Source organism: Aurantibrevibacter litoralis (assembly GCF_034651555.1).
Lineage (GTDB): Bacteria > Bacteroidota > Bacteroidia > Flavobacteriales > Flavobacteriaceae > Aurantibrevibacter > Aurantibrevibacter litoralis.
This window is the reverse complement of the sequence record NZ_JAYEEQ010000005.1, coordinates 89,171-108,635: the sequence shown is the minus strand read 5'-3', so window position 1 is coordinate 108,635 and position 19,465 is coordinate 89,171. Positions and strand designations below refer to the sequence as shown.

The window sequence follows — 19,465 nt, the reverse complement described above, 5'->3', positions numbered from 1 at the left end:
CCATTTTACATACCTACAGAGGGCTCATTAGATCCCTCACTTTGGTGTCATAGTACCAGCTGTTATTCTATGTAGACCAAAGTAATATGCGGTAATGGAATCTTTAAAAAACAGGGAATCCACTTTCAAATCTACAAAAACAAAAATCGCATCCTCAGAAGTTACTGCAATTCTTTAGTCTTTTTGAAGTAATGTCTAAGGATTAGGTTTACTTTGGTGAAATTAAAAATTAATCCCTTAAATCCTTCATAAAACTTAGGCTTCAAGGTATTTTTTAACCAATTGTTAACAAGCAATACGTAAATAAATTTTGAATTTGCGATGCATTTTAAAAACGTGTACGTTTGTGCGCAAAATAGAGTTTTACTATGGAAGAAAATACTACAGTCGATATTAGTGCAGTAAACGAGAAAATTTCTCAGGAAAGTGCTTTTATAGATTTGCTTATCCCGGAGATGTCCAAGGTCATTATAGGCCAAAAACACATGGTAGAGCGCTTGCTGATCGGTCTTTTGGGTCAAGGCCATATTTTGCTTGAAGGGGTACCCGGACTGGCAAAAACATTGGCAATTAACACCCTTGCTAAAGCCGTTAAAGGCAGTTTTAGCAGGATTCAATTTACACCGGATTTGTTGCCTGCCGATGTGGTCGGTACCATGATTTACAATATGAAAGAGAATGATTTCTCTATTAAAAAGGGCCCCATTTTTGCCAATTTTGTTTTGGCGGATGAGATTAACAGAGCGCCGGCCAAAGTGCAATCGGCACTCTTAGAAGCCATGCAAGAAAAGCAGGTTACTATTGGCGATCAAACGTTTATTTTAGACAAGCCTTTTTTGGTAATGGCCACTCAAAACCCTGTAGAACAAGAAGGTACATATCCGTTACCTGAGGCACAGGTGGATCGTTTTATGTTGAAAACGGTTATAGATTATCCAAAAATGAACGAGGAACAGCATATCATCCGGCAAAATTTAAAGGGGGAATATGCAGAGGTAAAACCTGTAATTACCACAAAACAAATACTTAGCGCCCAAAAAACAGTGCGCGAAGTATATATGGATGAAAAAATAGAAAAATATATATTGGATATCATTTTCGCCACCAGATATCCCGAAAAATATAAGCTGGAAAGTTTAAAACCTCTAATTAGTTTTGGTGCTTCGCCCCGAGGAAGCATCAATTTAGCCAATGCTGCTAAATGCTATGCGTTTATTAAGCGGCGGGGCTATGTAATTCCCGAAGATGTGCGTGCCGTGGTGTACGATGTCTTGCGCCACAGAATAGGAATTACATACGAAGCAGAAGCCGAAAATGTAAGCTCTGTGGACATTATCAACAAAATCATTAACGAGATTGAAGTACCCTAAAAGGTGGGCAGTTGGCATACGCAGGACGTCATGGTTTTAGTGTAGGTATGGCTACTGAATACTGCTCACTGAAAACTGTTTACTAAACTAAATGGATACCAAGGAATTACTTAAGAAAGTTCGTAAAATTGAAATAAAGACCAGACGGCTTTCCAACCATATTTTTGGCGGGGAATACCACTCTACCTTTAAGGGAAGAGGTATGACCTTTAGCGAAGTAAGGCAGTACCAATTTGGAGACGATGTGCGCAGCATTGATTGGAATGTTACGGCAAGATACAACGAACCTTTTGTAAAAGTGTTCGAAGAAGAACGGGAACTCACCATGATGTTGGTGGCCGATGTCAGCGGATCCGAACTTTTTGGCACCTCCAACCAATTTAAGAAAGAAATCATTGTGGAAATTTGCGCAACCTTGGCGTTTTCAGCCATGCAAAACAATGATAAAGTAGGGTTATTATTATTTACTGATCAGGTAGAACTGTTTATACCCCCCAAGAAAGGAAAGAGCCACGTGTTGCGCATCATTCGGGAACTATTAGAGTTTGAACCGAAAAGCACCAAGACCAATGTGGCGGAAACCCTAAAATACCTTACCAATGTGTTAAAAAAGAGAGCTATTGTGTTTGTGCTTTCCGATTTTATCGCCGATGATTATCAACAAACCCTTCGCATTATAGGTAAAAAGCACGATGTTACCGGTGTTCGTGTGTATGATAAGCGAGAAGAAACCATTCCCAATGTAGGGATGGTACAAATGCGAGATGCTGAAACAGGAGCAATCCGGTTAGTGAACACCCAATCAAAAAAAGTAAGAACAGATTATGCAATTGCATACCGGCAAAGAGTAGATTACTTTCAGGATGTTTTTACAAAATCGGGTTGTGGCGTGCTAAGTTGTGGGGTAGATGAAGGATATGTAAAAAAATTGTTGGGCTATTTTAAGAGACGAGGATAAGGCGTATGAGAACACAAGGAAATATCAGACGGCATGCGCATCAAAAGACCTATTTTTTGATGCTGTTTTGTGCGGCGATTTTTTTTGGTAGCGGCTCTTTATTTGCACAAAGTGAACCCAAGGTTACCTCTTTTGTAGATACCACCTTTATTAAGATTGGCGAACAAATACGGTTTGATATCCATGTAGAAATGGATAGTACGGCACAAGTAATCTTTCCGGAGGGGCAAACATTTTCACCACTGGAAATGGTGGAATCTTTTGCCGCAGACACTGTAAAAAAAGCAGATAGGCTGTTGTTGCAAAAGTCCTACCTACTCACCCAGTTTGATTCCGGTGTCTACGTTGTGCCACGGCAACGCATAGCCATTAACGAACAACCGTTTTTTACCGATTCGCTCCAAATTGCAGTAGCCACCGTACCGGTAGATACGCTGACTCAAAAAATGTACGATATTAAACCTCTGGTGGCGGTAGATAAACCTTGGTCCGATTTGTGGTGGATTCTCTTGTGGGTGGTTTTGACACTCTTGGTACTCGGCGCATTAGTATATTGGTTCGTGTTTCGTAAAAAACCATTATCGCCGGAAGAAAAGGAAGCACTATTACCTCCTTTTGATCGCGCCTTGCTAGAGTTAAAGCGACTCGAAAACTCCAAGTACCTTATACAAGATGAATACAAACAATATTATTCGGAGCTAACCGATATCGTAAGGTCTTATTTGGAGGAAGATGTACACGTTTCCGCCTTAGAAAGCACCACCGACCAGTTGATTACCAAATTAGAATTGATGAAGGATGCCGGTGAATTAAAGTTGGAAGAAGAGACCATAAATCAATTTAAAAAAGTATTGATGACCTCGGATTTGGTAAAATTTGCAAAATCTAAGCCTGAGATGTCCGCTGCCGAGGAAGACCGAAAGGCGATAGAGCAAATCGTGATAAAAACCAAAGAAGCGTTACCGGAGCCTACCGAAGAAGAAATTAGTAGAAGTGAGGAATATCAAATGGAATTAGCCAAGAAAAAACAGCGAAAGAAGGTTTGGCTTACAGCCGCAGCGGCCGTCGCTGCTGTTTTGGTTCTTGGCATAGCTGCGGGAGCATACTATGGGTTTGCTTATGTAAAAGATACCGTTTTGGGGCATCCTACCAAGGAATTGCTCGAGGGAGAATGGATTAGCAGTACCTATGGTTTTCCGCCAATAACACTTGAAACTCCCCAAGTATTGCTCCGGCAGCAAGTAAAACTTTCGCCGGAGGACATGGCTAATTTTAAAGAAATACAGGCCTTTATGTACCGTAGTTCGGCAGGATTGTTTACCGTAGCGGCAACCTCGGCAACCTATACCCAACCGGTAGAAGCGGAAGTAGACAAGGCAATAGAACAAGTTTTAAAGGGTTTTGAAGCGCAGGGTGCCAAAAACATTATTACCAAACAAGAGGCCTTTAGTACCCTTTCCGGGGTTAAAGGGCTTAAAATTTACGGTAGTGGGCAATTTGCAACGCCTACATCAAAAGCATTGGAAAAAGGCCAGTATACGATCCTTTTTTTTGGCGGAAATGGCTTTCAGCAACAGGTTATTTTAACTTGGTTAGATGGCGATAGCTATGCCGAGGAAATGGTAGAACGCATTTTAAGGTCGGTAGACGTAAAATTAAATGTATAAATGTTAGAGCAAGTACAATTTGCAAATCCCCAGTTTTTCTGGTTGCTTTTAGCACTTCCGGTAGCTGTGCTCTGGTATTTTTTAAAAAGAAAACAAGAAGTTGCTTCGGTTACTATGCCAAGTTTGGCAGGGTTTTCCTCGTATAGTATGCTTCCAAAATTAAAACCTATTCTGTTTGCCCTGCGCCTTTTGGCACTAGCGGCCATAATTACGGCCTTGGCAAGACCACAGTCCGAGGATATCTCTAGCCGAACCAAAACCACGCAAGGCATCGACATTGTTATGGCGGTAGATGTTTCTTCGAGTATGTTGGCCAAAGACCTTAAACCCAATCGACTTGCTGCCCTTAAAGAAGTGGCTGCCGATTTTATAGGTGAACGTCCTAATGACCGTATCGGAATTGTTGCGTTTTCAGGTGAAAGCTACACCAAAACGCCCATTACCAGCGATAAAGCCATAGTGCTCAACGGATTAAAGGAAATTACGTATGGGCAACTAACAGACGGCACTGCCATTGGCATGGGCTTGGCTACTTCGGTAAATAGACTTAAAGACAGCAAGGCACTTAGCAAAGTCATTATTATACTTACCGACGGGGTTAATAATTCCGGTTTTATAGAGCCTGCAACTGCCGCCGAGTTAGCCATAGAGTACAATATAAAAACCTATACCATTGCTATTGGTACAAATGGCAATGCACTTTCACCTATTGCCTACAATCCCGATGGCTCCTTTAGATATGGCATGCGAGAGGTAGAAATAGATGTAGAACTCCTTAAAAATATTGCAGAGGTAACGGGTGGCAAGTATTTTAGGGCAACAGACAACTCAACTTTAGAAGCAATTTACGATGAAATTAACAAATTAGAAAAAACCGAAATAGAAGAAATTAAGTATTATAGGTACGAGGAAAAATTTAGACCCTTACTATTTTTGGCAGGAGCTTTGCTAATCTTAGAGTGGTTATTGCGAAATACAGTATTTAGAAGTTTTATTTAAGCGATGGTACAATTAGAGGACACATCTTATTTTTATTTGCTTTTCATCATTCCGGTGGTGATTGTCTTGTTCATATTCCTTCAAATTTGGAAAAGAAAAGCACAGAAAAAATTTGCAGATGATGCGCTATTGAAACAGCTTGCACCCGATAAATCGAAGTTTAAAAGCACGCTTAAATTATTATTTTTTATCCTAGGACTTTCTTTTCTGGTCTTAGGTCTTGTAAACCCTAAAGTAGGCACCAAGTTAGAAACCGTTAAAAGAGAAGGGGTCGATATTGTTTTTGCCGTAGATGTATCTAAAAGCATGTTGGCGGAGGACATGGCACCAAATCGTCTGGAAAAAGCAAAGCGTTTGGTGTCCGAAATTATAAATCAACTTGCCAGCGACAGAATCGGTATTATCGCCTATGCGGGGCAAGCCTTTCCCCAATTGCCAATTACCACAGATTATGGGGCGGCAAAGATGTTTTTGCAAAGTATGAATACCGATATGTTATCATCGCAAGGCACAGCAATTGGCGAAGCACTGGAATTGGCAGCTACCTATTTTAACGATGAAGAACAGACTAATAGAGTTTTATTTATTATATCTGATGGGGAAGATCATTCGGAAGAAAGTGTAAGTAAAGCCGTAGCAAAGGCATTGGATGAAGGAATACGTATTTTTACCATTGGTGTAGGATCTGCCAAAGGAGCTCCCATTCCACTTAAAAGAAATGGGGTGGTAGAAAGTCTTAAAAAAGATCAGCAAGGAGAAGTGGTTATTACCAAATTAAATGAGGATATATTGAAAGAAATTGCGACAGAAGGGAACGGAGAGTACCTCTATGGCATGAATACTGAAGAAACAGTATCTCAGATAAAAGACAGACTCAATCAAATGGATAAAAAGGAATTCGAGTCCAAACAATTTGCCGAATTTAAAGATCAGTTTCAATGGTTTTTGGGGGCGGCACTTTTAGTGTTATTTTTAGATATTTTCCTTCTGGAAAGAAAAACGCAATGGCTCAAAAAGTTGGATTTGTTTAACGAAAAACAAGCGGCATAAAATGAAATGGTTGTACGTACTTTTTTTGGTTTGTTTTTGTACCTATGCTCAAGAAGAGGATAAGGTAAAATTAAAGGCACTTAAAGCTTCCAAAACCTTTACCTGGGAGGCAAACAAAGAACTTGCGGAAAATGACTTTGTAAATGCAGAAGCCAATTTTAGAAAGGCGATTGCCAAAAGTTCCGAAAACGCTATAGCGCCTTATAATTTAGGAAATGCCTATTATGAAAATGAGACCTTCAGCGAAGCTTTTACTCGGTATAAAGAGGCGGGTGAGCGTGCCACTACCAAAAAAGATAAGCATAGAGCCTATCACAATATGGGCAATGTTTTTATGAAAAATAAAGAGTATCAAAAGGCCGTTGACGCCTACAAGGAAGCACTTCGCAATGACCCTACCGACGAAGAAACGCGGTATAATTTGGCATTGGCCAAAGAAATGTTGAAAAAAGATCAAGACGAAAATCAGAATAACGATCAAAATCAAGATAACGAAGATCAGGACGACCAACAGGATCAGGAAGAAAAAAACCAAGGCGATAATGAGAAAGATGGCGATCAAGGGGATGATGAGCAAGAAGATGGGGAAAAGGGCGATGAAGGCGATGATCAACAAGAAAACAATAAAGAGGGCGAAGGGGATAAAGAAGAGGAACAACAAAAGCAACCCAACCAAAGCGAGCAGCAAGGAGAGCAACAAGAACAAAAACAACCTAGACCCAACCAACTTTCACCACAGCAGGCTAAAAATATTTTAGAAGCCATGCAGAATGAAGAACGGAAAGTACAAGAAAAATTAGATGCCCAAAAAGTAAAAGGGGTAAAGGTTAAAAACGAAAAGGATTGGTAATGTCTTCTAAATTTAAATGTTGGTCTCTATGCATTCCACTTATGCTCCTCACGGGGCTTTTGAGGGGTCAGGATGATGCGGCCGTGACATTTGAAATGAAACTTAGTAAGGACAAATTGGGTATCAATGAGCGCATCAGGGTAGATTTTACGATGAATAAGGACGGCGACAATTTTACACCTCCGGATTTTGAAGGGTTTAGAGTCCTTATGGGGCCATCACAATCTATCAGTTCTTCATGGATAAATGGGGTAAGAAGCTACTCTAAGACCTATTCTTATACCATTGCACCCACGGCAAGAGGAAAGTTTACCATAAAACAGGCAACCATTGTTATCGACGGAAACACCTACAAATCACTTCCTAAAATAGTGGAGGTTACCGCAGCGGTAGATAAGCCTAGCGATCAAATGACGCCGGAGGATGTGGCAGACGAAAGCCTACACTTGGTGGCCGAAGTCTCTAAATCTAATCCGTATCTCAATGAAGCCGTAAGCGTCGTATACAAGTTATACGTAAGTCCCTCTATTAATGTAACGAACTTCCGTCCCTTAGATAACCCCACCTATAATAATTTTTGGAGTCAGGATATGCCGGTAACCAAGTACGATGTGCAGAATGGCACGTATCAGGGCAAAGCGTATCGATTTGTAGTCTTAAAACGAGTGGTGCTGTACCCTCAAAAGTCGGGCACTTTGGAAATAGAACCTTTATCATTGGATGTTAGTTTACAGGTGCCTACAAACAGAAGGGACTTTTTTGGAGGTAGGGTGTACACGGAAACGAACAAAACGGTCTCGGCCGGTCAACGCAGTATTCAGGTAAAATCGTTGCCCATCGAAGGTAAGCCTGCTAATTTTACAGGAGCTGTAGGGGAGTTTACGTTTAACGTAACCACCACCAAAACGGCATTAAATGCATCAGAATCCTTACAGGCCAAAATAGAAATTAGCGGGCAGGGAAATCTAAAATTATTTGAAATGCCTACCCTGACCCTTCCTAAGGCCTTGGAAGTTTACGAACCGGAGTTTCAGGAAAATGTCCGAACTACATTCTCCGGAATGGATGGAAAAGTTAGCAATAATTATACCATTGTGCCGTCGAGTCGTGGTAATTATCCAATCCCCAGTATTGCATTCAGTTATTTTAACCCTAAAACGGGAAAGTACATCACGTTGACTTCAGAAGAAATCCTAATTAATGTGCTAAGCGGACCCAACGCAACTGCCTCTGAGGCAGCCGATATAGCAACATCAAACAAACAACGCGTCTTAGGGGCAGATACGCAATTCAACTTCATAAAATTAACACCAAACCTGCGTCCTGTTGGCCAAACCTATTTCTTTGGTTCGCTTTGGTTTTACATAGGACTTACCGCGCCCCTATTGTTAATTCCGCTGGTGATCCTGTTTGTAAAGAATAGAGAAGCAATTGCAGGGGATGTAGAAGGTAACAAAATTAAAAGAGCCAACAAATTGGCTCGAAAATACCTCTCTGAAGCTAAAAAGGCGTTGGGTGAAAAGGATCAGTTCTATGTGGCATTAGAAAAGGCGCTCCACAATTACTTAAAAGCCAAGCTAAAAATTGAAACAGCAGATTTTAGCAAAGAGAAAATAGCGTCTTTATTGGCCGAAAAAAGGGTAGACGATGCCACAAGACAAGGGTTTATTGGCTTATTAGAAAATTGTGAATTGGCCAGATATAGTCCTTTTTCAGAAGTTCAGATGCATCAGGATTACGAGAAAGCAAGTGAAGTAATTTCGCAAATGGATAAACAGTTATAAGGACAAAATCTCCATGGAATACTTTGTTGTGGCTTACAAAAAAGTATTGCTAGTAATTCGGAGACCTTGACCCTGGGAAAAATAAATGAGAAGCAGGGGGATTGCGTATTAAAATGTTTTTTTTTAAAATAGGAACACGCTATATGGAACGTGCACATATTGGAGCGTAATGTGATCACAAGGAATTGGATATCTAAAGAAAAGGGTTAACACGAATAGCATTCCCTTACCAATAAAGTTAAAGCAGAATCCATTAAAAGAATGATAAACTATATAAGATGAGAAGCAAAATCCTGATTGTTTTACTTTTTTCTTTGTGGGGTGGTTTGGCTCAGGAAAGTAGGCTTTTTGATGATGCCACTACGGCCTATAATGAAGGAGATTATGAAAAGGCGATAGACAACTATTTAAAGATTTTAGAAAGTGGGCAACATTCTTCAGAGCTGTATTATAATTTGGGTAACTCCTATTACAAAATAAATAAGATTGCGCCAAGCATATACTATTTTGAAAAAGCCTTATTACTGGCACCTCATGATCCGGAGATAAACACCAATTTGGGATATGCGCAAAACATGACCATAGATGTCATTGAAAAATTACCCGAAACAGCTATGCGTAAATTCTATACTCAAGTTACAGGGTGGTTAACGTTTGATCAGTGGGCGTATACTGCCGTGTTTTTTGTGGTGTTTTTTGTGATGGCCTACATAGTGTTCTATTATTTGCGCTATGCAACACAAAAACGGGTTGCCTTTATCACCAGTTTGGCGTGCGCTTTGGCAGCAGTTGTTGCTGTCGTATTGGCATATTTGCGGCATACTGATTTTAAGAATGAAAATCCGGCTATTGTATTTGCCGAAGAAGTGGTGATCACGTCGGAACCTAACGAGCGTAGTGAAGAGGTGTTTACGCTCCATGAAGGCACAAAGGTAAATATTGTAGAAGAACTCAACAACTGGCAACGTATCCAAATAGCCGACGGAAAAACAGGGTGGTTGCCAAAGGATAGTATAAAAGCCTTAAAAGACTTTTAAATATTCCTTAACAAAACATGTATTGAATAAGCGTATCTTTGTTTTTTTAATCGCAACCAGCCTTTGAGTCATTCGAAACAAATAATAGTTTATCTTTTGCTTTACAGCTTTTGCAGCTTTCTGTTTGTACCATCCATTATTAAGGTAATACATCCGGAATCTGATATATCTATTTTTTATACTTTAAGTGAAGAAGAAGAAAATCAAAGTTCTCTTCAAGAAAAAGAGGTCAATAAAATATTGACCTCGTATAGTATAGCTATAGCAAGTTTTAAATCATTGGCTTCACTCGTTAATATCTATCCTCAGGAGGAAAATTATTCCTTTTCTTTGGTAGACGTTGTAGTACCTCCTCCCAAAAACATATCCTAGTTTATTTAATCTTAGCAGGTATTGAATTCTAAAAATGGCTCCTAACGTGTTTCGTTAAGTGTCTAAAATCGGGTATGTAATATGTTCAAAAATTTAAAAAATGATTTGCCGGCAAGTCTTGTCGTCTTTTTTGTAGCCTTGCCTTTGTGTTTGGGTATTGCCCTTGCTAGTGGTGCCCCTCTTTTCTCCGGGCTCATTGCAGGTATTGTAGGGGGTATTGTTGTGGGAGCCCTAAGCGGCTCCAATCTTGGTGTAAGTGGTCCTGCGGCAGGTTTAGCAGCCATAGTATTGGTTGCTATAGGTACGTTGGGGTCTTACGAAAACTTTTTGTTGGCTGTGGTACTAGGAGGTGTCATACAATTGGCTTTTGGCGCCCTGAAATTAGGAATCATTGGCTATTATTTTCCTTCGTCTGTGATAAAAGGGATGCTTACGGGGATAGGGATTATCATTGTTTTAAAGCAAATTCCAAATTTCTTTGGATATGACGAAGAGTCTGCTTGGGATATCGAATTTTTTGAAATCGATGGTGGAAATACCTTTTCTGAATTATTAAACACCGTCAACAACATTCAGCCCGGTTCCGCACTAATAGGGATCATTGCACTCGCTATTTTAATTCTTTGGGAGAGCGTCCTTTCTAAAAAGCATAAGTTTTTCAAATTGGTACAAGGACCCTTGGTTGTCGTTTTTTTAGGGGTTGTTTTTTACCTTATAACGCTTTCGCACCCGGTGTTGTCTATTGGGTCTTCTCATTTGGTATCGGTACCCGTACCCGATGATATGGCCTCATTTTTAGGACAGTTTACCTTACCTAATTTTGGTGTAATTGGCAATCCGGAAATTTGGACGGTGGCTATTACCCTTGCCTTGGTAGCCAGTATAGAAACCCTTTTGAGTGTGGAAGCTACAGACAAATTAGATCCTTCAAAAAATGTGACACCACCCAATAGGGAATTATTTGCACAAGGAACCGGAAATATTATTTCCGGATTAATTGGAGGGCTTCCTATTACACAGGTTATTGTGCGCAGTTCTGCCAATATTCAATCGGGCGGAAAAAGCAAAATGTCGGCCATTATTCATGGTTTTTTGCTATTAATCTCTGTAATTACCATTCCTACCATCCTTAACATGATTCCTCTTTCTGTTTTGGCCGCTGTACTTTTTATTGTAGGGTATAAGTTGGCAAAACCCAAGTTATTTGCCACCATGTGGGGTCTAGGCTGGAAGCAATTCCTTCCCTTTATTATAACTATTTTGGGTATTATTTTTAAAGACCTCTTAGTGGGTGTGGGTCTCGGATTGGCAGTGGGGATTGTTATTGTACTTATAAAAAGTTACCAAAACTCTCACTTTTTACATAAAGAAAGCACCAACGGCAATGGGCAAAAACTAAAAATGACATTTGCAGAGGAAGTAACCTTTATCAATAAAGCAGCTATTCTTAAAGAGTTAGATGGGATTCCGGAAGGAGCCTTTTTGGAGATAGACGTTCGAAAAACGCGCTATTTAGACAATGATGTTGTAGAAATCTTGGAAGATTTTGTCATTAAAGCACAAAATAGGAATATTAATATAAAACTAATATCAGACAAGGGTACGGTAGAAAACCCGACCAGTTATATCGAATTTTTCAATTTAAGACCAAAAAAAGGGCTTTTAAGCATAATTAAATCAACAAAATGAAATGCCTTTATACAGTAGTTAGGCATAAATAATAGTATTGTAGGCGTTGCATATCTGAGTGAAGTATAGTTTATATAGTACCGCCTAAAACAAATAAACAGAAATATATGAAAGCACATACACGAGAAACACAGGCAACCATGACGCCTCAAAAATCCTTAGACTATTTAAAGGAAGGCAATAAAAGATTTCAGAACAATTTAAAAGCCAATAGAAACCTCTTAGAACAGGTAAATGATACAAGTGAGGGACAGTTTCCGTTTGCCACTATATTAAGTTGTATAGATTCCCGTGTGTCTGCCGAATTGGTATTTGATCAAGGCTTGGGCGATATTTTTAGTATACGCATTGCCGGGAATTTTGTTAATGAAGACATCCTTGGAAGCATGGAGTTTGCCAGTAAATTGGCAGGAACCAAGCTCATTGTGGTTTTAGGACACACCAGTTGTGGCGCTATTAAAGGAGCCTGCGACCATGCGCGATTGGGGAACCTTACGGCACTCATTAATAAAATTGAGCCTGCGGTAGATGCCGTTACAGCACCTGCGGAGGCGCATCTAAGAAATTCAAAAAATTTAGAATTTGTAGATGCGGTAGCCGCTCAAAATGTGGTGATGACTATTAAAAATATAAGACAACAGAGCCCTATCTTGGCCGAAATGGAACAGGAAAACGAAATTATGATTGTTGGAGCCATGTATGATCTTTCCAATGGGGAGGTTACTTTTTTTGAGTAAAAACTAGCCGTATATTACGGCAATTTAAAGACCTTTAGAAGCGCACTGCCCTGCATTGCGCTTCTATTTTATCAAAATGGGTATAAGCACATAAAAGGTAACACCTTACAAGATGAATTTAGATCATGTATTTTTAAACAATAAGGAATGGATAAAAAACAAATTAGCATTAGATTCATCCTATTTTAGTAATTTAGGAAAGGGACAAAATCCGGAACTACTCTACATTGGTTGCTCCGATAGCCGGGTAACTGCAGAAGACCTTATGGGCTTAGGTCCGGGAGAGGTTTTTGTGCATCGGAACATTGCCAATATGGTGATCAGTATTGATTTAAGTGTGATGTCGGTAGTAGAATATGCCGTGCAGCATCTGAAAGTAAACCACGTCGTGGTATGCGGCCATTATTCGTGTGGGGGTGTAAAAGCGGCCATGCAATCTGCAGATTTGGGAATTCTTAATCCATGGTTACGCAACATCAGGGATGTATATCGCATTCATAGAAAAGAATTAGAAACCATAACTGATGAAGAAAAAAAATACGATCGTTTGGTAGAACTCAATGTGCAAGAGCAATGTGTGAATCTTATAAAAACCGCTGCGGTGCAAAAGGCTTATCGAGACAGAAACCTTAAAGTCCATGGATGGGTTTTCGATTTTCATACTGGAGAACTTATAGATTTAAAAATTGATTTTGATACGATATTACATAACATTATGGAGATCTATCATCTAGACTAAGAAAGCCAACTAAGGTTTCCCGAAAGGTGGCCGTTTTGTATGCTGCTGCCCTAAACCGGAAGACCTTTTCACTGATGTGCTTCATACCTGTTTAAATGAGCAAAGAGAAAAAAAGGACTATTTTACTCATTGAAGATGACCCCAGGGTGTGTTCCTTTATAAACAAAGGACTAACCGAGGAGGGCTTTACCTTGACCATTGCTTTTGATGGAGAAACAGGTTTAGAATTTTTAACAACAACAACTTATGATTTAATCATTCTAGATATTATGCTCCCAAATATTAACGGTTTAGAAGTTTGTAAAAAAATCAGAGGCAATAACACCAAAATTCCAATCCTTTTTTTAACTGCTTTAGGTAGTGCAGAGAATGTGGTACAAGGATTAACTACCGGAGCCGATGATTATTTGGTAAAACCCTTTAAATTCATCGAATTAGTGGCTCGCATAAAAAATTTACTTCGCCGTTCCGATATTTTTTTACCGCTCACAACAGTAGAGGAAATCTATACCTTTTTAGATCTTATACAGGATGACAACACCAAGACTGTAACCAGAGATGGTCAAGAAATATCCCTTACATCTACCGAGTATAGGCTTCTTTTAGTGTTTATGCAAAGTCCAAAAAAGGTATTTTCTAGGATTGAATTGTTAGAAGACGTTTGGGGTGTTAATTTTGATATGGGTACTAATGTCGTAGACGTTTACGTGAATTATCTTCGAAAAAAATTGGAAAAATATGGCGGGTCTCGGCTTATTCATACGGTTATAGGCATGGGTTATGTGCTAAAGGAAAATGGATGAAAACAAGAACAAGAATTGTACTTTATTTAGCCAGCATTTTTATTTTTTATACGCTGTTGTTCAGCGGAGTTATTTATTATTCTATTTCAAGATATTCATATACCGATTTTTATAAGCGGTTAGAATTACGCGCCATTACAGCCGCAAAAATAGAATTAGAAGGACCGGAAACGGATGCACTAACCATAAAGGAGTTTCGTACAGGATACTTAGAAGAACTACCTAGCGAAAAAAGCTTCATTTTTGACACAGCAACCTCAAACCTTGAAAATGAGGCGCAAAGGATGGGCGTCTCCGTAGCATTTCTCAAAGAGATTAGAAATAAAGAACTTGCTACTACAAAAGTGAATAACACCTTTTATGCCGGAGTTATTTATAGAATAGCACAAAAAGAATATATTTCCGTGGTATCTGCCGAAAATTATTACAGCACCCATCACAATGCTTTTTTACTCAATTTGCTCACCATATCGATCGTCGTGGCTATCATCACTATTTTGGGTACAGCTTTTTGGTTTTCCAAGAGGATTTTAAGACCTTTAAAGGAGATAACGCGCAGTGTAAACAACATTAGCTCAGAAAACATGCACTTAAGGCTTCATGTTACGGAGAAAAACGATGAGTTAGGTCAATTAGCAAGAACATTTAATAATATGCTAAGCAGGTTAGAAACCGCTTTTGAAACTCAAAAGAATTTTATAAGCAATGCCTCCCATGAGTTAAATACTCCGCTCACTTCTATTATAGGGGAAGCCGACGTAACCTTGTCTAAATTAAGAAAGCCCGAAGAGTACGTGGAAGCATTACAAACCATTTTGGAAGAAGCCGAAAAGTTAGATAAAAAAACGAAGGCACTTTTGTTTTTGGCACAAACCGGTTACGACGGAAAAGTACAAAAATTTGATAAGGTTCGTATAGATCAATTGCTTTTGGATGTAAAAGATACGGTGATAAAAATAAGGCCTCAATCGCAAATTACATTAGATTTTAGTCTACTCCCAGAATCACCTACCAAATTAAAGGTTAAAGGCAATGAGCAGCTCCTCCACTTGGCTTTGTCCAATGTGATAATGAATGCGTGCAAATATTCTAATCATCAAGAAGTGAGGGTTTCCTTAGGGGCTACCCAAAAGGAAGTAGTTGTTGTAGTGACCGATATAGGCATTGGGATACCCGAAAATGAAATTCAGTATATATACGATCCCTTTTTTAGAGCCTCGAATACCAATAATTTTGACGGCTACGGTATTGGGCTACCCTTAACCAAAAATGTTATTAAAATTCATGAGGGCGAAATAATAGTTACTTCTAAACAAGATAAAGGAACATCGGTTAAAATTAAAATACCCTTGGGAAACTACACCCTTTAAAATTTTAATCTGATTCTAATTTCATCCTTAAACCGTTCTAATGCCTTCGTTATACTTTCGTAATGTAAAAAAAATAAAACATTATGAAAAAAATTCTAGTTCCTACGGATTTTACAGTTGAATCGTTAAGCATTTTAAAGAAAGCCCTAGAAAACAATCCAAATGAAAAACTTGACATTCTATTGGTGCACGGCGTTTCTTTTTCAAATGCCATTACAGATCTTTTATTCTTTAGAAGGCATCAATATATTGCCAGCCTAGAAAACAACGAGTTTTGTGAGGCAAACGATATTTTAAAGAATAAATTCGCTTCCAATATCAATAGTTTGGTTTCTGATGTGTTTATAGGGTATAATTTAAATGCCTTTAAAAATTATGTTGAAGGCAACAAAATTGAAGAAGCATATATTCCGGCAAACTACAATCTTAAAAAGGCGAATAAAGACAGTCAAGATATTCTTCCGTATATTAAAAAGGCCATTCCATTGGTTCATGAGGTGAACTTGGAAGAAACTAATGGTGTTTATGTAGGCGGCTCCCTAGCTAATATTTTTGCATAAGTATCCTAAATTTAGTCGGCACATGAAAACAATGAAGACATTTCATATAGGCTTTTATTACCTTTTTATAAGCGCAATGCTTGTTCTTGCTGTGTCTTTTTTAGCCCTTAAAAGTATAAGCCCTGATGAACGCATTTTGGGATTGTGGGAAGAAGTGGCATGGGAATATGAAAAGGTCGATAAAATTGAATCTGAAAACAAGCCTTTCACCAAACAAATTTCTGAAGGTATTAAACAAGAAATAATAGAAAGCCTCATAATTCACCAGGCCGAAACTTGGAATTTTTTACCGGACGGCACTTTAAATTTATCTGGGAAAGACAATAATGAGGCAGTACCATTAGAATGGAATTTAAAAGGCAGAGGACATGTTTTAAAGTTAAAACACGCCGATAAAAAGACGGAGCATTACACTTTACAGCGTATTAACAATGATGAAATGGTCCTTTATTTTAATTCCGACATTAATGCCAAGGGGATTGTAAAAATGACATTTAGAAAAATAAACGGGTAAACCATGTTGAGAAAATATAATAATAGTAGAACACTGGGAGATAATAAAAAATTAGGCGCCTTAACCGCCTTTTCTGCGGGAATGGTAAATGTTGCTTCTGTTATTGTGTTTTTTGCATTTACCTCCAATGTAACCGGTCATTTTGCCATACTTGCGGAAGAAATTGCCAAGAAAAACTGGTATCAGGCGGCGGTAGTATTTACTTGGATTTTTTCCTTTTTTATAGGAAATTTTACATCTAATTTTATTGTTATTCATTCCAATAAACGAAATAGGTCATTGTCTCATGCCATTCCTTTATGTATAGAGATTATATGCCTTCTTTCGGTTGGTATTTACGGACAATATTTTTATCAGGAAACATTAACCGAAACCGAAATTATGATAGGTTTACTGTTATTTGCTATGGGCATCCAAAATGGTCTTACTGCTACGATCTCAAATTTTGCAGTAAAAACAACGCACTTAACAGGTCTTACGACAGACTTAGGCATATTACTTGCCATGTTCACTAAAAGGGTGTTTCGCGAAAATGAAAAGCTCGTGGGGAAAGCCCAATTATTAATGACTATTGCAAGCTCTTATCTCATTGGTGGAATTCTGTCTGGAATTCTGTATTTAAACATACAGTTTAAGGTGTTCTTTGTAGTTTGCTTTGTCATTCTGATTATTTTAGTTTATGACTATTCTAAATTAAAGGTTGCCCGATTCGTAAGAGCAAGAAAGACTATTACCCCAAGGTGGAATACCATTACTTCCGAATCTTAATTCTTCACTCTACTAAATAAGATTCCTTTGTTACGCCCCTAAATTAAATGCTCGCTGGAGGAGAAGATTCAAGGAATTTTTTTTGTGGACCAAAGGTCATAGTAATTGCCCCCACAATGGTTCATTTCTTCATAAAAAGGGAACGCGCGTATTCAATAAAATTGATGTTGCCAAATTAAAAAATCATTGTATCTTGGCGCAAAGTGATTATTAACGGATTATACAAAGATGATCACTTACATTTTTTTTGAACCTGTTGTAATAGATCCTTTTTATGGGTGTGGCGTTTTTTTCAAATTTAAAAGGTGATGCTTTTGGCGGCATTACCGCCGGAATAGTAGCCTTGCCTTTAGCGCTTGCCTTTGGCGTTAGTTCCGGACTTGGGCCGAGTGCCGGACTCTATGGAGCTATTTTTATCGGTTTTTTTGCGGCACTATTTGGAGGTACAAATACTCAAATCTCGGGCCCTACGGCACCAATGACCGCAGTAAGTATGATTGTAATTGCAGGGATCGTTGCAGCCAATAATGGCGATCTCAACAAGGCTCTACCCGCCATCCTAACCGTTTTTCTTATGGCGGGAATAATACAGGTAATTTTGGGATTCAGCCGCCTTGGGATTTATGTAAAATACATTCCGTATCCGGTAGTATCAGGGTTTATGACGGCCATTGGGGTTATTATTTTAATTACGCAACTCTTACCGGCTTTGGGATATTATCCCAAGGAGGATACCGGTTTTGTAGATACATTTAGGCCTAAGGCACAAGAGCTGCTTTTGGAAAACATTCTAAAAGAAGAAGCAGAAAAAGGGGGGCTGGTCATAGAAGATTTTGAGGAGTCCATTACACGTGCAAGAGCACTTACCGAAGAGGATCGGCTACGAGAGGCAAGAAGCCTTGCGGCAAACGAAGCTTCGGGAGTTCTCGGAACCCTAAAAGTCTTACCGCGGGCGTTGCGGGACATTAACTGGCTTGAACTTATACTTACGTTGACCACTATTTTTATAATCTATGGATTTAAGAGAATTACCACCATAATTCCAAGTGCCCTAGTAGCCCTAGTAGCCGTATCTGCGGTAGCCTACGGTTTTAATCTAAATTATCGTCCTATAGAACAAATTCCGGAAGGCATACCAATGCCAAATTTGGCTATTTTTTCTGAATTTAGTTTTACCCAAATAGAGCCTTATATTTTAACCGCCTTAACATTGGCTTTGTTAGGCGCCATAGATTCGCTTCTTACCTCCGTAGTGGCAGATAATATGACCAAGACCAAACACAGTCCTAATAAAGAACTCATTGGTCAGGGTATTGGAAATAGTTTTGCCGCCCTATTCGGAGGTTTGCCCGGTGCAGGAGCAACGATACGAACCGTAGTAAACATAAATGCCGGAGGAAAAACCAAACTTTCCGGAATGATTGCCGGCTTGTTCTTATTGGTGGTGTTATTAGCCCTTGGCCCAATTGCTTCTCAAATTCCGGCCGCTGTTTTAGCTGGCATTTTGGTTACCGTAGGCATTGGGGTCATGGATTATAAAGGCTTAAAAGCAATTCCTAATATGCCAAAAGGAGAGGTTTTTATAATGTTTTTGGTGTTGTTTTTAGCTACTTTTTGGAACTTGGTGTTTGCCGTTGGTTTGGGCTTAGTCGTCGCCGCCTTGCTGTTTATGAAGAATATGGGTGATTTAACTTCAAAACGATCCTTGGTGAGTTCCTTAGCGGAATCCAACTTAGTAAAGGATGAACTGGATCTCCCCGAGGAATTCAAGAAAAAGATAGTTATTAAACAGGTCAATGGTCCTTTATTCTTTGGAGCTACGAATGAATTTCAAGCCTTGGCCGAGACCATACCTAAAAATGCCACATGGGTAATCATGAAACTTCGTAGAATGGAATATATGGATCAATCCGGGCTGTATGTAATGGAGAATCTACTAACAGAACTTAGAAATAGAAAAGTAACCGTGGTGTTCGTAAGCTTGCACGAACAACCTAAGTATATGATGGAAAGCATTAAAATAATTCCTAATCTGGTTTCTCAAAAGTATATTTTTGACACCCTACTTTCTTTCACAAACTGGTTAAAGGAAAATTACAATTTGGAGAAAACAGAGGGTTAACACTCGGGAACTAGAAATAAACTGCTGTTTTTAGACCATCGGATGTTTTCATGAAGTGCGATTTTAAATTTACCTG

17 protein-coding genes are annotated in these 19,465 nt (G+C 39.0%); all 17 read left to right on the top strand.

Annotation, left to right across the window (positions count from 1 at the left end):
* Window positions 1-368: 368 nt before the first annotated feature.
* The 17 genes from U1E44_RS06305 to U1E44_RS06225 all read left to right on the top strand — a co-directional run bounded on the left by U1E44_RS06305 (window position 369) and on the right by U1E44_RS06225 (window position 19,389).
* Window positions 369-1,370 carry an AAA family ATPase gene (locus U1E44_RS06305; protein WP_322930209.1) on the top strand — a complete coding sequence of 334 codons (1,002 nt, stop codon included), beginning with the start codon at window positions 369-371 and terminating at the stop codon, window positions 1,368-1,370.
* 91 nt (window positions 1,371-1,461) lie between these two features.
* A complete protein-coding gene (locus U1E44_RS06300; protein WP_322930208.1) occupies window positions 1,462-2,328 on the top strand; it encodes a DUF58 domain-containing protein in 867 nt (288 codons plus the stop codon).
* Between the two features lie 59 nt (window positions 2,329-2,387).
* Window positions 2,388-3,995: a hypothetical protein gene (locus U1E44_RS06295; RefSeq protein WP_416242049.1), complete on the top strand. Its 1,608-nt coding sequence runs from the start codon at window positions 2,388-2,390 to the stop codon at window positions 3,993-3,995.
* Window positions 3,996-4,994 (top strand): vWA domain-containing protein, encoded by a 999-nt coding sequence (locus U1E44_RS06290; protein ID WP_322930206.1) that lies wholly within the window; start codon window positions 3,996-3,998, stop codon window positions 4,992-4,994.
* A 3-nt stretch (window positions 4,995-4,997) separates the two neighbouring features.
* A complete protein-coding gene (locus U1E44_RS06285) occupies window positions 4,998-6,044 on the top strand; it encodes a VWA domain-containing protein (protein WP_322930205.1) in 1,047 nt (348 codons plus the stop codon).
* A 1-nt stretch (window position 6,045) separates the two neighbouring features.
* Window positions 6,046-6,894: a tetratricopeptide repeat protein gene (locus U1E44_RS06280; protein ID WP_322930204.1), complete on the top strand. Its 849-nt coding sequence runs from the start codon at window positions 6,046-6,048 to the stop codon at window positions 6,892-6,894.
* Window positions 6,894-8,678 (top strand): BatD family protein, encoded by a 1,785-nt coding sequence (locus tag U1E44_RS06275; RefSeq protein ID WP_322930203.1) that lies wholly within the window; start codon window positions 6,894-6,896, stop codon window positions 8,676-8,678. Before U1E44_RS06280 ends, U1E44_RS06275 begins: the two co-directional genes overlap by 1 nt.
* 278 nt (window positions 8,679-8,956) lie before the next feature.
* On the top strand, window positions 8,957-9,715 hold the full coding sequence (locus U1E44_RS06270) for a tetratricopeptide repeat protein (protein WP_322930202.1): 759 nt from the start codon (window positions 8,957-8,959) through the stop codon (window positions 9,713-9,715).
* A gap of 453 nt (window positions 9,716-10,168) precedes the next feature.
* Entirely contained in the window at window positions 10,169-11,776 is a 1,608-nt protein-coding gene (locus tag U1E44_RS06265; protein WP_322930201.1) for a SulP family inorganic anion transporter, read from the top strand.
* Between the two features lie 74 nt (window positions 11,777-11,850).
* Window positions 11,851-12,513 carry a carbonic anhydrase family protein gene (locus U1E44_RS06260; RefSeq protein ID WP_323673857.1) on the top strand — a complete coding sequence of 221 codons (663 nt, stop codon included), beginning with the start codon at window positions 11,851-11,853 and terminating at the stop codon, window positions 12,511-12,513.
* Window positions 12,514-12,625: 112 nt separating this feature from the next.
* Window positions 12,626-13,252 (top strand): carbonic anhydrase, encoded by a 627-nt coding sequence (locus U1E44_RS06255; protein ID WP_322930200.1) that lies wholly within the window; start codon window positions 12,626-12,628, stop codon window positions 13,250-13,252.
* 95 nt (window positions 13,253-13,347) lie between these two features.
* Window positions 13,348-14,055, top strand: a complete 708-nt coding sequence (locus tag U1E44_RS06250) for a response regulator transcription factor (protein WP_322930199.1) — start codon at window positions 13,348-13,350, stop codon at window positions 14,053-14,055.
* The gene (locus U1E44_RS06245; protein ID WP_322930198.1) at window positions 14,052-15,425 is read left to right on the top strand and encodes a sensor histidine kinase; all 1,374 of its coding nucleotides are present in this window, start codon (window positions 14,052-14,054) and stop codon (window positions 15,423-15,425) included. Before U1E44_RS06250 ends, U1E44_RS06245 begins: the two co-directional genes overlap by 4 nt.
* Window positions 15,426-15,508: 83 nt before the next feature.
* Window positions 15,509-15,985, top strand: a complete 477-nt coding sequence (locus U1E44_RS06240) for a hypothetical protein (RefSeq protein ID WP_322930197.1) — start codon at window positions 15,509-15,511, stop codon at window positions 15,983-15,985.
* Window positions 15,986-16,007: 22 nt separating this feature from the next.
* Window positions 16,008-16,499: a hypothetical protein gene (locus U1E44_RS06235; RefSeq protein WP_322930196.1), complete on the top strand. Its 492-nt coding sequence runs from the start codon at window positions 16,008-16,010 to the stop codon at window positions 16,497-16,499.
* A gap of 3 nt (window positions 16,500-16,502) precedes the next feature.
* Window positions 16,503-17,267 (top strand): YoaK family protein, encoded by a 765-nt coding sequence (locus U1E44_RS06230; protein WP_322930195.1) that lies wholly within the window; start codon window positions 16,503-16,505, stop codon window positions 17,265-17,267.
* A 274-nt stretch (window positions 17,268-17,541) separates the two neighbouring features.
* Window positions 17,542-19,389 (top strand): SulP family inorganic anion transporter, encoded by a 1,848-nt coding sequence (locus U1E44_RS06225; RefSeq protein WP_322930194.1) that lies wholly within the window; start codon window positions 17,542-17,544, stop codon window positions 19,387-19,389.
* Window positions 19,390-19,465 lie beyond the last annotated feature (76 nt).

Coding starts and splice junctions, on each gene's coding strand:
- U1E44_RS06245 (WP_322930198.1), top strand. CDS start 14,052: ATGAAAACAAGAACAAGAATTGTACTTTATTTAGCCAGCATTTTTATT.
- U1E44_RS06250 (WP_322930199.1), top strand. CDS start 13,348: ATGAGCAAAGAGAAAAAAAGGACTATTTTACTCATTGAAGATGACCCC.
- U1E44_RS06230 (WP_322930195.1), top strand. CDS start 16,503: ATGTTGAGAAAATATAATAATAGTAGAACACTGGGAGATAATAAAAAA.
- U1E44_RS06305 (WP_322930209.1), top strand. CDS start 369: ATGGAAGAAAATACTACAGTCGATATTAGTGCAGTAAACGAGAAAATT.
- U1E44_RS06255 (WP_322930200.1), top strand. CDS start 12,626: ATGAATTTAGATCATGTATTTTTAAACAATAAGGAATGGATAAAAAAC.
- U1E44_RS06300 (WP_322930208.1), top strand. CDS start 1,462: ATGGATACCAAGGAATTACTTAAGAAAGTTCGTAAAATTGAAATAAAG.
- U1E44_RS06290 (WP_322930206.1), top strand. CDS start 3,996: ATGTTAGAGCAAGTACAATTTGCAAATCCCCAGTTTTTCTGGTTGCTT.
- U1E44_RS06275 (WP_322930203.1), top strand. CDS start 6,894: ATGTCTTCTAAATTTAAATGTTGGTCTCTATGCATTCCACTTATGCTC.
- U1E44_RS06295 (WP_416242049.1), top strand. CDS start 2,388: ATGCTGTTTTGTGCGGCGATTTTTTTTGGTAGCGGCTCTTTATTTGCA.
- U1E44_RS06235 (WP_322930196.1), top strand. CDS start 16,008: ATGAAAACAATGAAGACATTTCATATAGGCTTTTATTACCTTTTTATA.
- U1E44_RS06285 (WP_322930205.1), top strand. CDS start 4,998: ATGGTACAATTAGAGGACACATCTTATTTTTATTTGCTTTTCATCATT.
- U1E44_RS06240 (WP_322930197.1), top strand. CDS start 15,509: ATGAAAAAAATTCTAGTTCCTACGGATTTTACAGTTGAATCGTTAAGC.
- U1E44_RS06270 (WP_322930202.1), top strand. CDS start 8,957: ATGAGAAGCAAAATCCTGATTGTTTTACTTTTTTCTTTGTGGGGTGGT.
- U1E44_RS06225 (WP_322930194.1), top strand. CDS start 17,542: ATGGGTGTGGCGTTTTTTTCAAATTTAAAAGGTGATGCTTTTGGCGGC.
- U1E44_RS06265 (WP_322930201.1), top strand. CDS start 10,169: ATGTTCAAAAATTTAAAAAATGATTTGCCGGCAAGTCTTGTCGTCTTT.
- U1E44_RS06280 (WP_322930204.1), top strand. CDS start 6,046: ATGAAATGGTTGTACGTACTTTTTTTGGTTTGTTTTTGTACCTATGCT.